Source organism: Streptomyces sp. NPDC002057 (genome assembly GCF_040296665.1).
Lineage (GTDB): Bacteria > Actinomycetota > Actinomycetes > Streptomycetales > Streptomycetaceae > Streptomyces.
In genome coordinates this window covers 66,361-79,363 of the sequence record NZ_JBEOXR010000009.1, presented here as the reverse complement: position 1 = coordinate 79,363, position 13,003 = coordinate 66,361, and the positions used below count along the sequence as shown (strand labels likewise).

The 13,003-nt window shown below is 74.0% G+C and carries 11 protein-coding genes; 7 read left to right on the top strand and 4 right to left on the bottom strand.

The features are described from left to right. Positions 1–16: 16 nt before the first annotated feature. The 3 genes from ABT129_RS10400 to ABT129_RS10390 all read left to right on the top strand — a co-directional run bounded on the left by ABT129_RS10400 (position 17) and on the right by ABT129_RS10390 (position 3,996). Positions 17–1,249: an arginine deiminase gene (locus ABT129_RS10400; RefSeq protein ID WP_351899128.1), complete on the top strand. Its 1,233-nt coding sequence runs from the start codon at positions 17–19 to the stop codon at positions 1,247–1,249. Between the two features lie 135 nt (positions 1,250–1,384). Next, a complete protein-coding gene (gene argF / locus ABT129_RS10395; RefSeq protein ID WP_351899125.1) occupies positions 1,385–2,404 on the top strand; it encodes an ornithine carbamoyltransferase in 1,020 nt (339 codons plus the stop codon). A gap of 119 nt (positions 2,405–2,523) precedes the next feature. Next, a complete protein-coding gene (locus ABT129_RS10390) occupies positions 2,524–3,996 on the top strand; it encodes an amino acid permease (protein ID WP_351899353.1) in 1,473 nt (490 codons plus the stop codon). Here ABT129_RS10390 and ABT129_RS10385 read toward each other — a convergent pair. Further along, positions 3,953–4,483, bottom strand: a complete 531-nt coding sequence (locus tag ABT129_RS10385) for an ATP-binding protein (protein ID WP_351899123.1) — start codon at positions 4,481–4,483, stop codon at positions 3,953–3,955. The two genes, ABT129_RS10390 and ABT129_RS10385, sit on opposite strands and share 44 nt — an antisense overlap. Before the next feature lie 246 nt (positions 4,484–4,729). On the opposite strand from ABT129_RS10385, the gene ABT129_RS10380 reads away from it, so the two are divergent. Together ABT129_RS10380 and ABT129_RS10375 are read left to right on the top strand one after the other, a co-directional pair. Next, on the top strand, positions 4,730–5,557 hold the full coding sequence (locus ABT129_RS10380; protein ID WP_351899121.1) for an enoyl-CoA hydratase family protein: 828 nt from the start codon (positions 4,730–4,732) through the stop codon (positions 5,555–5,557). A gap of 2 nt (positions 5,558–5,559) precedes the next feature. Then, a complete protein-coding gene (locus ABT129_RS10375; protein ID WP_351899120.1) occupies positions 5,560–7,947 on the top strand; it encodes a bifunctional salicylyl-CoA 5-hydroxylase/oxidoreductase in 2,388 nt (795 codons plus the stop codon). Positions 7,948–7,951: 4 nt separating this feature from the next. Here ABT129_RS10375 and ABT129_RS10370 read toward each other — a convergent pair whose 3' ends face one another. From ABT129_RS10370 to ABT129_RS10360, 3 genes are read right to left on the bottom strand one after another with little or no spacing between them, the layout of a single operon-like run. Next, positions 7,952–8,365, bottom strand: coding sequence for a hypothetical protein (locus ABT129_RS10370; RefSeq protein ID WP_351899118.1), 414 nt, complete (start codon positions 8,363–8,365; stop codon positions 7,952–7,954). After that, positions 8,362–9,198 (bottom strand): PaaX family transcriptional regulator, encoded by an 837-nt coding sequence (locus tag ABT129_RS10365; protein ID WP_351899115.1) that lies wholly within the window; start codon positions 9,196–9,198, stop codon positions 8,362–8,364. The genes ABT129_RS10370 and ABT129_RS10365 overlap by 4 nt, the downstream gene beginning before the upstream one ends. 58 nt (positions 9,199–9,256) lie before the next feature. After that, positions 9,257–10,996: an AMP-binding protein gene (locus ABT129_RS10360; protein ID WP_351899113.1), complete on the bottom strand. Its 1,740-nt coding sequence runs from the start codon at positions 10,994–10,996 to the stop codon at positions 9,257–9,259. A gap of 186 nt (positions 10,997–11,182) precedes the next feature. Between ABT129_RS10360 and ABT129_RS10355 the strand changes: the two genes are divergently transcribed. Together ABT129_RS10355 and ABT129_RS10350 are read left to right on the top strand one after the other, a co-directional pair. Further along, positions 11,183–12,517, top strand: a complete 1,335-nt coding sequence (locus ABT129_RS10355) for an acyl-CoA dehydrogenase family protein (protein ID WP_351899112.1) — start codon at positions 11,183–11,185, stop codon at positions 12,515–12,517. Next, entirely contained in the window at positions 12,514–12,927 is a 414-nt protein-coding gene (locus ABT129_RS10350; RefSeq protein WP_351899107.1) for a RidA family protein, read from the top strand. The genes ABT129_RS10355 and ABT129_RS10350 overlap by 4 nt, the downstream gene beginning before the upstream one ends. Positions 12,928–13,003: the final 76 nt, after the last annotated feature.

The window sequence follows — 13,003 nt, the reverse complement described above, 5'->3', positions numbered from 1 at the left end:
CCGTCAGGATGGGCCCATGGGATTCCACGTCGATTCCGAGACCGGGCGGCTGCGCCGCGTCATCCTGCATCGGCCCGATCTGGAGCTGAAGCGGCTCACGCCCACCAACAAGGACGCTCTCCTCTTCGACGACGTGCTGTGGGTCCGCCGGGCCCGCCAGGAGCACGACGGCTTCGCGGACGTGCTGCGCGACCGGGGGGTGGAGGTGCATCTCTTCGGGGACCTGCTGCGCGAGTCCCTGGAGGTGCCGGCCGCCCGCGCGCTCGTCCTCGACCGCGTCTTCGACGAGAAGGAGTACGGGCCGCTCGCCACCGACCACCTCCGGGCCGCGTTCGACTCGCTGGACGCCGGCGCGCTGGGCGAGGTGCTCGTCGGCGGCATGACGAAGCGGGAGTTCCTGGCGGCCCACCGGGAGCCGACCTCGGTCCGCTTCCACGCCATGGACCTGGACGACTTCCTGCTCGGCCCGCTGCCGAACCACCTCTTCACCCGGGACACCTCGGCCTGGATCTACGACGGCGTCTCGATCAACGCGATGCGCTGGCCGGCCCGGCAGCGCGAGACCGTCCACTTCGAGGCGATCTACAAGCACCATCCCCTCTTCACCGGGGCCGAGGCGGGCGGCTTCCACCACTGGTCGGAGGGGCAGGCCGACTACCCGTCGACGATCGAGGGCGGGGACGTCCTCGTCATCGGCAACGGAGCCGTCCTCATCGGGATGAGCGAGCGGACGACCCCGCAGGCCGTGGAGATGCTGGCCCGGGGGATGTTCGCGGCGGGTTCGGCGCGCACGATCGTCGCGCTCGACATGCCGAAGCGGCGGGCGTTCATGCACCTGGACACGGTGATGACGATGGTCGACCAGGACACCTTCACCCAGTACGCGGGCCTCGGCATGCTCCGCTCGTACACGATCGAACCGGGGGACGCGGGGCAGCCCCTGCGGGTGACCGACCATCCGCCCGAGCAGATGCACACCGCCATCGCCGCGGCGCTCGGGCTCCCGGAGATCCGTGTCCTGACGGCGACGCAGGACGTGCACGCGGCGGAGCGCGAGCAGTGGGACGACGGGTGCAACGTGCTCGCCGTGGAGCCGGGAGTGGTGGTGGCGTACGAGCGGAACGTCACGACGAACACGCATCTGCGCAAGCAGGGCATCGAGGTGATCGAGATCCCGGGCAGCGAGCTGGGCCGGGGGAGGGGCGGCCCGCGCTGTATGAGCTGTCCGGTGGAGCGGGACGCGGCCTGAGGGACCGGGGCGGGGCGGACCCCCCCCGGGGGGCTGTATATAAATGTTGAAGTGCGTATAGACTTCCAGGGTCCCCGACCGCCGGCCGTCGATCGCCGACGCCGCCCCCGACCGTACCCAACAGGAGCGCGACCCATGGCCACAGACCTCATCGGCCGCCACTTCCTCAAGGAGCTGGACTTCACCGCCGAGGAGTTCCGCGGCCTGATCGCGCTGGCCGCCGAGCTCAAGGCCGCCAAGAAGGCGGGCGCCGAGGTCCAGCGGCTGCGCGGCAGGAACATCGCCCTGATCTTCGAGAAGACCTCGACCCGCACCCGCTGCGCCTTCGAGGTCGCCGCCGCCGATCAAGGCGCCTCCACCACCTACCTCGACCCCTCCGGCTCCCAGATGGGTCACAAGGAGTCGGTCAAGGACACCGCCCGTGTCCTCGGCCGGATGTTCGACGGCATCGAGTACCGGGGTGACAGCCAGGCCGCGGTCGAGGAGCTCGCCGCCTTCGCGGGGGTCCCGGTCTTCAACGGGCTCACCGACGACTGGCACCCCACCCAGATGCTCGCCGACGTGCTCACCATGACCGAGCACGTGGACAAGCCGCTCGACGGGATCACCTTCGCCTACCTCGGCGACGCCCGCTTCAACATGGGCAACTCCTACCTGGTCACCGGCGCCCTGCTCGGCATGGACGTCCGGATCGTCGCCCCGGAGGCGTACTGGCCGGCCGCGTCCGTCGTCGCCGCCGCGCGCCGGCTGGCCGAGACCAGCGGTGCCACGGTCACCCTCACCGAGGACGTGGCCGAGGGGGTCCGGGGCGCCGACTTCGTCGTCACCGACGTCTGGGTCTCCATGGGGGAGCCCAAGGAGATCTGGGACGAGCGGATCGCCGCCCTCGCCCCGTACTCCGTGACGATGGACGTGCTGCGCGCCACCGGGAACCCCGACGTCAAGTTCCTGCACTGCCTGCCGGCCTTCCACGACCTCGGTACGGCCGTCGGCCGGGACATCCACGCCCGGCACGGCCTGTCCGAGCTGGAGGTCTCCGACGAGGTCTTCGAGTCGGCCCACTCGGTCGTCTTCGACGAGGCGGAGAACCGGATGCACACGATCAAGGCGGTCCTGGTCGCGACGATGGCCGGCGGAGCCCCCTCCCCGGCATAGCTTTACGCCCGATTGGGTGAATATGCGTGGTGCGGTTTACGATCGCATCCTTCAGGGGGGTTCGGGCATACATGCCCGGACCCCCCTCACGTGTGCCCATGAGAGATGAGAACCACCGCATGACCCCGTCCGCCCCGCGGATCCCCCTCCTCCGGCGGCTTGCCTCCCCCCAGCGGATCAAGTCCCCGCAGCTGCTCCTCGCCGAATCCGGCGCCGACCTCGAAGGCCACGGCCTCAAGCGCACCATGGGCCTCTTCCAGCTCGTGTGCTTCGGCGTCGGAGCGATCGTCGGCACCGGCATCTTCGTCGGTCTCTCCGACAGCGTCGCCGAGGCGGGCCCCGCGGTGGTGATCTCCTTCGTCCTCGCCGCGATCACCTGCATCTTCACCGCCTTCTCCTTCGCGGAGCTGGGCGGCGCGATCCCGGTCTCGGGCTCCTCCTACTCCTTCGCCTACGCAAGCCTCGGCGAGCGGGCCGCGTTCCTGGTCGGCTGGTGCCTCCTCCTGGAGTACGGCGTCTCCGTCTCCGCGGTCGCCGTCGGCTGGAGCCAGTACCTCAACGAGCTGCTCGACAGCCTGACCGGCTGGCAGCTGCCCCAGGCGCTCTCCGCCGGGCCCGGCGACGGCGGCGTCGTCAACGTGCCCGCCGTCGTCGTCGTCCTGCTCGCCGCCACCCTGCTCGTGCGCGGTGTCCGGGAGAGCGCGCGGGCGACCGCCGCCATGGCCGTCCTCAAGATCGGGATCCTGGTCGTCTTCTGCGCCGTCGGCTTCTCGGCCTTCCAGGCCGGTCACCTCTTGCCGTTCGCCGAGCACGGCGTGGGCGGGATCACCGCGGGCGCCTCGGTGGCCTTCTTCTCCTACATCGGCTTCGACGCGATCACCACCGCCGGCGAGGAGGTGAAGAACCCGCGCAGGAACATCCCGATCGCCATCCTCGTCTGCATCGGGCTCGTCACCCTGCTCTACTGCGCCGTCGCGCTCTCCGCGATCGGGGCCCTCGGCGCCGACGCCGTGGCCGACCAGCCGGCCGCGCTCTCGCTCGTCGTCGACCAGGTCACCGGATCGTCGGTCGGCGGCGGGATCATCGCGTTCGGCGCGGTGGTCGCCATCGCGTCCGTCGTCCTCGCGGTGATGTACGGGCAGACCCGCATCCTGATGTCGATGTCCCGCGACGGACTCGTGCCCCGGGTCTTCGAGCGGGTCTCGCCGAAGACCGCCACCCCCGTGGCCAACACCTGGATCGTGGCCGCCGTCTTCGCCGTACCGGCCGCCTTCGCCTCGCTCGACGTGGTCGTCAACCTGACCACCATCGGCACGCTCGCCATCATGGCGGTCGTCAACCTCGCGGTGATGGTGCTGCGGCGGCGCGATCCCGACCTGAAGCGCTCGTTCCGGGTGCCGCTCTTCCCGCTGAGCCCGCTGCTCGGCATCGGCTTCTGCCTCTACCTGATCTGGGGCACGGGGTGGACGACCTGGCTGCAGTTCGCCGGGTTCCTGGTCGTCGGGACGCTGGTGTACTCGGGGTACGGACGCCGCCACTCGCGTCTGGTCACGGCCCCGGACGGCGCTGCGCCGGTATCCCCGGGAGCGTGAACCAGACGGCCTTGCCGTGCGCGGTCGGGCGGTGTCCGCAGTCGCTGCTGAGCGTCCGGACGATGAGGAGGCCGCGGCCGTGCTCCTGCCAGGGGTCGACCTCGGTCCCCGGTTCGGGGCAGTCGAGGCCGCCGGGGCGGGCCGGCTCGGAGTCGTGGACCTCGATCTGACAGCCGCCGGGCGCCGCGAGCAGCTCGACGACGAGCTCGATGGGGCCGAGGCCCGCGGTGTGCTCGACGGCGTTGGCGACGAGTTCGGCGGTGAGCAGCTCCGCCGTGTCGCGGTCGGGGCGGCCGGCGGCCCCGGGGCCGAGGTCGGTGAGCGCGGTACGGATCAGGGCGCGGGCGATCGGCACGGCGGCGGTCGTGTGGGGCAGCCGGACGCGCCAGGAGGTGGCGGGTCCGGCGGGCTCCGGGTCGGCGGGTCCGGTCGCGGGGTCGGCGGGGCCGGTGGGCGGGCAGGCCGGCGGTCCGACGGCTTCGGGCATGGGGGCGGGCTCCCTTCACCGAGTGGGGGCGGGTGGGGTGAGTGGGTGCATCCCGGGACATCCTGGTTTCAACCATACGAGGTGCAATTCCTTTCTCCAGGGGCGCCCCTCCCTGATCGCCAGGGACCTCGGTCACCTGTCGTGGGGACCTTGGGCGCCGCGCCCGCCCTCCTCCTCTATCGCGTGCTCGTGACGACGGTCACAGTACGGTGATACCCTCCGAACGGAGGAAGGAGGCCGTTCCGCATGAGCCCCTTTACCGGCTCCACCGCCCGCACCGAGCGCTGGCGGCATCTGCGCCTCGACATCGACCGGGGCGTCGCCACCGTCACGCTCACGCGCCCCGCGAAACTCAACGCCCTCACCTTCGGCGCCTACGCCGACCTGCGCGACCTCCTCGCCGAGCTCTCCCGCGAGCGGGCCGTCCGCGCCCTCGTCCTCGGCGGCGAGGGACGCGGCTTCTGCTCCGGCGGCGACGTCGACGAGATCATCGGCGCCACCCTCTCCCTCGACACCGCCCAGCTCCTCGACTTCAACCGGATGACCGGACAGGTCGTCCGGGCGCTGCGCGAGTGCCCCTTCCCCGTCGTCGCCGCCCTGCACGGCGTCGCCGCCGGAGCCGGGGCCGTCCTCGCCCTCGCCGCCGACTTCCGGATCGCCGACCCCACCACCCGCTTCGCCTTCCTCTTCACCCGGGTCGGGCTCTCCGGCGGCGACATGGGCGCGGCGTACCTGCTGCCCCGGGTCGTCGGCCTCGGCCACGCGACCCGGCTCCTCATGCTGGGCGAGCCCGTCCACGCGGCCGAGGCCGAGCGGATCGGCCTGCTCTCCGAACTCACGGAGGAGGGCCGCGCGGGGGAGCGCGCCGCCGCACTCGCCCGTCGTCTCGCCGACGGGCCCGCGCTCGCCCTCGCCCAGACCAAGGCCCTGCTCACCGCCGAACTTGACATGCCGCTGGCCGCCTCGATCGAACTGGACGCGGCCACCCAGGCCCTGCTGATGAACGGCGCGGACTACGCGGAGTTCCACGCCGCCTTCACCGAGAAGCGCCCCCCGAACTGGCGGGGGCACTGACCATGCCCGGCCCCGACCCGCGCACGGACGACACCGGCACCGGCCCGTGTACGGCTGACGGCGCCGACCCGCGCACGGGGGACAGCACCGCCGCCGGCCCCCGTGCGGGCAGCGGCTCCGGCGCCGCCCCCCGGGGCGCCCCCTCCCGGATCGCCGTCGTCGGGGGCGGGCCCGGAGGGCTCTACGCCGCCGCCCTGCTCAAGCGGCTCGACCCCGGCCGCGAGGTCACCGTCTGGGAGCGGAACGCGCCCTCCGACACCTTCGGCTTCGGCGTCGTCCTCTCCGACGAGACCCTCGGCGGCATCCGGGACGCCGACCCCGTCGTGTACGAGGCGCTCCGCCGCGACCTCGTCCGCTGGGACGACATCGACGTCGTCCACCGGGGCCACCGCACCACCTCCACCGGCCACGGCTTCGCCGCCCTCGGCCGCCGCCGGCTCCTGGAGATCCTGCACGCCCGCTGCGCCGACCTGGGCGTACGGCTCCGCTTCCGCACCGAGGCCCCGCCCGCCGACGCCCTCGCCGCCGACCACGACCTCGTCGTCGCCGCGGACGGCGTCCACAGCCGCACCCGCGAGGACCACGCCGCACACTTCCGCCCCCGGATCAGCACCCACCGCTGCCGCTACATCTGGCTCGCCGCCGACTTCGCCTTCGACGCCTTCCGCTTCGAGACCGCCGAGACCGAGTACGGCGTGATGCAGCTGCACGCCTACCCCTACGAGGCCGGTGCCTCCACCGCCATCGTCGAGATGCGCGAGGAGGTGTGGCGGGCCGCGGGGTTCCACGAGCTCGACGAGGCCGAGTCCACCGTCCGCTGCGCGAAGATCTTCGCCGAGGCGCTCGGCGGCCGCGAGCTGCGCTCCCACCGCTCGGCCTGGACCGCCTTCCGTACCGTCGTCAACGCGCACTGGTCGTACGGCCACACCGTCCTCATCGGCGACGCCGCCCACACCGCGCACTTCTCCATAGGCTCCGGCACCAAGCTGGCCGTCGAGGACGCCCTCGCCCTGGCCCACAGCCTCCGCGACCACCCCGCCACCGACGAGGCCCTGGCCGCCTACGAGGCCGAGCGCCGTCCGCTCGTCGAGTCCACCCAGCGCGCGGCCGCCGCCAGCCTCCACTGGTTCGAGGAGCTCGCGGGCCACGTCGACCGGCCACCCCGCCGGTTCGCCTTCGACCTCCTCACCCGCAGCCGCCGCGTCACCCACGCCAATCTGCGGCTCCGCGACCCGGCGTTCACCAGCACCGTCGAACGCGACTTCGGCTGCCCGCCCGACACCCCGCCGATGTTCACCCCGTTCCGGCTCCGCGGACTGACCCTGCGCAACCGGATCGTCGTCTCGCCCATGGACCAGTACGTCGCCGAGGACGGTCTCCCCGGCGACTTCCACCTCGTCCACCTGGGGGCCAGGGCCCTCGGCGGCGCCGGACTCGTGATGACCGAGATGGTCTGCGTGAGCCCCGAGGGCCGGATCACCCCCGGCTGCACGGGCCTGTGGACCGACCGGCAGGCCGACGCCTGGACCAGGATCAACGCCTTCGTCCGCACGCACGCGCCCGGCACCGCGCTCGGCGTCCAGCTCGGCCACTCCGGCCGCAAGGGCTCCACCCGGCGCATGTGGGAGGGGATCGACCAGCCGCTGCCCGACGGCAACTGGCCGCTGGTCGCCGCCTCGCCCCTCCCGTACCGGCCCGGGGTCAGCCAGACGCCCCGCGCCCTCGACCGTGCCGGGCTGACCGCCGTGCGCGAGGAGTTCAGGTCCGCCGCCCGGCGCGCCGCCCGCTCCGGCTTCGACCTCCTCGAACTGCACTGCGCCCACGGCTATCTGCTCTCCGGCTTCCTCTCCCCGCTCACCAACCACCGCACCGACGCCTACGGCGGCGACCTCGCGGGACGGCTCCGCTTCCCGCTGGAGGTCTTCGACGCGGTGCGGGAGGTGTGGCCGGAGGAGCGCCCCATGACCGTCCGCGTCTCGGCCACCGACTGGGCCGAGGGCGGGACGAGCGGCGAGGACGCCGTCGCGATCGCCCGGGCCTTCGCCGCGCACGGCGCCGACGCGATCGACGTCTCCACCGGACAGGTCGTCCCCGACGAGACCCCCGCCTACGGCCGCTCGTACCAGACCCCGTACGCCGACCGCATCCGCAACGAGACCGGGGTCCCCGTGATCGCGGTCGGCGCGATCTCCTCCTGGGACGACGTCAACTCCCTGCTCCTGGCGGGCCGCGCCGACCTGTGCGCCCTCGCCCGCCCGCACCTCTACGACCCGCACTGGACCCTGCACGCGGCGGCCGACCAGGGCTACGAGGGCCCGGCGGCGCCCTGGCCGGCCCCGTACCGGGCCGGCTCCCGCCCGCCCCCGACCGGCCGGCGCGACGGCCCCTAGGGGATCAGCCGACGGGCAGCCAGGACGGCCACCACGGCGGGACGTTGCTGTCCGGGCAGAGCCCGGAATCGCCCGGGTACCCCGCCGGGGTGCCCTGCCAGGCCACGTACCACCAGGCGATCGCCCCGGCCACCAGGAGGACCGCCGCGAGCTGGGCGGAGGCGCGCACCGGGCGCGGGGCGCGCACCGTCGCCGTCCGGGCGAGGACCGCCACGACCACGGCGGCGACGGCGGTCGCCGCCGCCAGGACGATCAGCTCGAAGAGGTGGGCGAAGCGGTGCTGCGGCTCCCAGGCGGCGTCGCAGAAGGACCGGGCCCTGGCCACCAGGGTGCTCGCCCCGTAGGCGATCCCGAGGCCCGCCGGGATCGCCGCGACCCAGGCCAGCCACTGCCCCCGTGACACCGTGTAAGCGCTCATGCCTCCTGGGGACGGTCCCCGGACACGAACGGTTGCACGAATGCGGCGCCCCGGTCCCGCAGCAGCTCGTGCAGGGCCGCGAAGACCTCCGCCGAGCGCCGGCCCGGCCAGTCGTCGGGGAGCAGCTCCGCCGGGAGCACCGGGTCCGCGTACGGCAGCCGCCGCCAGGAGTCCAGGACGAGGAGATAGTCCCGGTAGGCGTCCTCCGCGCCCGCCGGGGCCGTCCGCCACGCCCGCAGCACCGGCGCGTGGGCCGCGAGGAACTCCTCGTGGAGCCGGGCGATCGCCGGCAGGTCCCACCAGCGGGCCACCGCCCCGGCCGTCGCCGCGTACCCGAGGTGGTCGCCCCGGAAGAGGTCCACGTACGGGGAGAGCTCCAGGCGCTCCAGGGCGTTCCGGGTCTCCTCGTGCAGCCGGGCGGGCGCGATCCAGACGCCGGGCGCGGCCGTGCCGAAGCCGAGACGGGCCAGCCGGGAGCGGAGGAGGTGCCGCTTGTGCCGCTCGGCCTCGGGGACGGAGAAGACGGCGAGGACCCAGCCCTCGGAGAGCTTGGGCTCGGTACGGGCGTAGATGCGGCGGTCGCCGTCGTCCAGGAGCCTGCGGGCGTCCTCCGAGAGGGCGTATCCGGCGGCCCCGTCGGCCGTCCGGCCCGGCAGGAGCAGTCCGCGCCGCTTCAGCCGCGACACCGAGGAGCGCACGGAGGGCGCGTCCACCCCGAGGACCGCGAGGAGCCGGATGAGCGCGGCCACCGGCATCGGCGACCCGTCGGGCGTACGGCCGTACGCGCCGTAGAGGGAGACGATCAGGGATCGGGGAGTGTGCTGCTCGGCCACGTGATCACTTTAGGGGGTGGCTCACGGGCAGCGCCCTCTTCCGGTGGGCCGGTGCCTGTCACGGGGCGCCCGGCTCGCCGACCGCGTCCCGGGCCGCGTCCGGTGCCGGGTCGGGTGGCGCGACGGTGGTCGGTCCCGGGTCCGGTGGCGCGACGGTGTCCGGTGCCGCGTCCGGCGGCGCGTCCTCGCGCAGCCGGAAACGCTGGAGCTTGCCCGTCGGGGTGCGGGGCAGGGCGTCCAGGAAGACGATCTCCCGGGGCGACTTGTACGGGGCGAGCCGGGCGCGCACGAAGGCCCGCAGCGCGGCCGCCGTGCCGGAGTCGCGCGGCACCCCGTCCCGTACCACCGTGTACGCCACGACGACCTGGCCGCGCAGGGTGTCCGGGCGGCCCACCACCGCCGTCTCCACCACGTCGGGGTGGTCCAGGAGGACCTCCTCGACCTGGGGTCCCGCGATGTTGTACCCCGCCGAGATGATCATGTCGTCGGCCCGGGAGACATAGCGGAAGTAGCCGTCGGGCTGGCGGACGTACGTGTCCCCCGTGACGTTCCACCCCTCCTTCACGTACTCCGCCTGGCGGGGATCGGCCAGATAGCGGCAGCCCACCGGGCCGCGCACCGCGAGCAGCCCCTCCTCGCCGTCCGGGACGCCGCGCCCGTCGCGGTCCACGATCCTGGCCTGCCAGCCGGGCACCGGCCGGCCGGTGGTGCCGGGGCGGATGTCGCCGTCGGCGGCGGAGATGAAGATGTGCAGGAGTTCGGTCGCGCCGATGCCGTTGATCAGACGCAGCCCGGTCCACCGGTACCAGGCCGTCCAGGTGGCCTCCGGCAGGTTCTCGCCGGCCGAGACGCAGCGGCGCAGGGAGCTGACGTCCGGGGCGGCGCCCTGGGCCAGCTCGTCGAGCATGACCCGGTAGGCCGTCGGGGCGGTGAAGAGCACCGACACCCGGTGCCGCTCGATCGCCGCGAGCAGCTGCTTGGGGCCGGCCTGTTCGAGGAGGACCGCGCTCGCCCCGGCCCGCAGGGGGAAGACGACGAGCCCGCCGAGGCCGAAGGTGAAGGCGAGCGGCGGCGAACCGGCGAAGACGTCGTCGGGCAGCGGGCGCAGGACGTGCGCGGAGAAGGTGTCGGCGACGGCCAGGACGTCCCGGTGGAAGTGGACGCAGCCCTTGGGCCGGCCGGTCGTGCCGGAGGTGAAGGCGATCAGGGCCACGTCGTCGGCCGCCGTCGCCACCGCCTCGTAGGGGCCGGGGCGGCGGTCGGCCAGGGCGAGCAGGTCGTCGGGGCCGTCTCCGCCGAAGGGGGTGATCCGGAGCCCCGGTATCCGGGCCCCGAGGAGCTCGTCGACGACGTGGACGTCGCAGAGCGCGTGGGTGCAGTGGGCCGCGTCGGCCATCGCGGCCAGCTCGGGGGCGCGCTGCTGGGCGAGGACGGTGACGGCGACGGCGCCCGCCTTCATCACCGCGAGCCAGCAGGCGGCCAGCCAGGGGGTGGTGGGGCCGCGCAGGAGGACCCGGTTTCCGGGCCGGACCCGCAGGTCGGAGGTGAGCACGTGGGCGATGCGGTCGACCCGGTCCTGGAGTTCCCCGTAGCTCCAGACGGCGCCCTCGCCGTCGTGGAAGGCGGGACGGTCGGCGCCGAACCGTTTCACCGTGCGGTCGAGGAGTTCCGCGCCGCAGTTGAGCCGGTCGGGGTAGGCGAGCTCGGGGAGGTCGAAGAGGAGACGCGGCCACCGGTCCGGCGGCGGCAGCCGGTCACGGGCGAAGCTGTCGAGGTGGGCCGAGGGTGTCAGCTCCATGAGTCCGTCCCCCTGTCGTGGTGGGGTCGCCCGTCGCTCCACGAGCGTATCGTGTTGGTGACGGCAGTCAACGGTCCGCGACAAGGGTGGCCGGGAGCACCCGGAGGAAGGCGCCGGGCGGCGCAGGGACGACGGCGCCCGACGGCGCGGGGACGAAGACGCCCGAGGGCGTCGGAGAGGGCCCACATGCCCGCATTCTCGCTCGATCCGGAACAGATCACCTGGTGTGCGGAGCTCCGCGCGCTCGCCGCCGAACGGCTGAGGCCCCTCGCGGAGAAGGGCGAACCCGGCCGGGTCAACCGCCCCCTCGTGGCCGCGCTGGGGGAGTCGGGCCTCCTCGCCCGGCTCTTCGACGCCGGCGCCCTCGAACTCTGCCTCCTGCGCGAATCACTCGCCCGGACCTGTACCGAGGCCGAGACCGCCCTCGCCCTCCAGGGGCTCGGCACCCACCCCGTCGCCGCCTTCGGCACCCCCGCGCAGCGCGCCCGCTGGCTCCCCGAGGCCGCCGCGGGACGGGCCGTCGCCGCCTTCGCGCTCTCCGAACCCGGCGCGGGCTCCGACGCCGCCGCCCTCGCCCTCGACGCCGTCCCCGACGGACACGGCGGCTGGCACCTGCACGGCGAGAAGCAGTGGATCTCCAACGCCCCCGAGGCCGACTTCGCCACCGTCTTCGCCCGCACCACACGGGGCGCCGGCGCCCGGGGCGTCACCGCCTTCCTCGTCCCCGCCGACCGACCCGGCCTCGGCGGGGAACACCTCGACATGCTCGCCCCGCACGCGCTGGGCACCCTCACCTTCGACGGCGTCCCCGTCGGCCCCGAGGACCTCCTCGGCGCACCCGACCGGGGATTCCGGGTCGCCATGCACACCCTCAACCTCTTCCGGCCCAGCGTCGGCGCCTTCGCCGTCGGCATGGCCCAGGCCGCCCTCGACGCCACCCTCGCCCACACCGCCGCCCGCCCCGCCTTCGGCGGCCGGCTCGCCGACCTCCAGGCCGTCTCGCACCGGATCGCCGAGATGGCCACCCGCACCGAGGCCGCCCGCCTCCTGGTGTACGCGGCGGCCGAGGCGTACGACCAGGGGGACCCGGACGTCCCCCGCCGTTCGGCGATGGCCAAGCTCCTCGCGACCGAGACCGCCCAGTACGTCGTCGACTCCGCCGTCCAACTCCACGGCGCCCGCGCCCTGCAACGCGGCCACCTGCTCGAACACCTCTACCGCGAGGTCCGCGCACCCCGGATCTACGAGGGCGCCACCGAGGTCCAGCGCACGATCATCGCCAAGGAGCTGTACGCGTCACACGCGTCACCTGAGCCCCGGGGGCCCGGCCCCCACCCGGCGGCCCCCTCACAGGCACCCGTCGCGTCGCACGGCCCCCACTCGGCGCCCCCCTCACACACGCGCGGCCCGTCGCGCGGCGGGCACGCCCCCGACCCCTCCCGGACGCCCGCCCAGCCGCGCGGCGGGCCCGGGCCCGCCGACCCTTCCCGGACGCCCCGTCAGGAGGAGCGCACCTCATGAGCCTTCACCGGCACAACCCCGCCGAACTCGCCCCGCCCGCCGGCTTCACCCACGCCGTCACCGCGACCGGGAGCCGCTTCGTCTTCCTCGCCGGGCAGACCGCGCTCGACACCGACGGCACGATCGTGGGCGAGACCCTGCCCGAGCAGTTCGCCACCGCCCTGGGCAACCTGCTCACCGCCCTGCGCCACGCCGGGGGCGCCCCCACCGACCTCGCCCGCGTCACCGTCTACACCACCGACGTCGACGACTACCGCGCCCACACCCTCGAACTCGGCCGCATCTGGCGCCGGTCGGCGGGCCGCGACTACCCGGCGATGGCCGTCATCGGAGTCGTACGCCTCTGGGACGAACAGGCCCTGGTGGAGCTGGACGGCTTCGCCGTCCTGGACGAACCCGCGCACGCTTGATCAACTGGTCGGCCGTACGGGCCGGGCTTAGTGTCGAAAGGTGGACCGACCGGCCCACGGCTGCCACAGGTGAGGG

Excerpts from the sequence above, each read along its gene's own strand:
- ABT129_RS10370 (WP_351899118.1), bottom strand. The coding sequence starts at position 8,365 with ATGAGCGCTTACACGGTGTCACGGGGGCAGTGGCTGGCCTGGGTCGCG.
- ABT129_RS10400 (WP_351899128.1), top strand. The coding sequence starts at position 17 with ATGGGATTCCACGTCGATTCCGAGACCGGGCGGCTGCGCCGCGTCATC.
- ABT129_RS10380 (WP_351899121.1), top strand. The coding sequence starts at position 4,730 with ATGAGCCCCTTTACCGGCTCCACCGCCCGCACCGAGCGCTGGCGGCAT.
- argF (WP_351899125.1), top strand. The coding sequence starts at position 1,385 with ATGGCCACAGACCTCATCGGCCGCCACTTCCTCAAGGAGCTGGACTTC.
- ABT129_RS10390 (WP_351899353.1), top strand. The coding sequence starts at position 2,524 with ATGACCCCGTCCGCCCCGCGGATCCCCCTCCTCCGGCGGCTTGCCTCC.
- ABT129_RS10355 (WP_351899112.1), top strand. The coding sequence starts at position 11,183 with ATGCCCGCATTCTCGCTCGATCCGGAACAGATCACCTGGTGTGCGGAG.
- ABT129_RS10385 (WP_351899123.1), bottom strand. The coding sequence starts at position 4,483 with ATGCCCGAAGCCGTCGGACCGCCGGCCTGCCCGCCCACCGGCCCCGCC.
- ABT129_RS10360 (WP_351899113.1), bottom strand. The coding sequence starts at position 10,996 with ATGGAGCTGACACCCTCGGCCCACCTCGACAGCTTCGCCCGTGACCGG.
- ABT129_RS10350 (WP_351899107.1), top strand. The coding sequence starts at position 12,514 with ATGAGCCTTCACCGGCACAACCCCGCCGAACTCGCCCCGCCCGCCGGC.
- ABT129_RS10375 (WP_351899120.1), top strand. The coding sequence starts at position 5,560 with ATGCCCGGCCCCGACCCGCGCACGGACGACACCGGCACCGGCCCGTGT.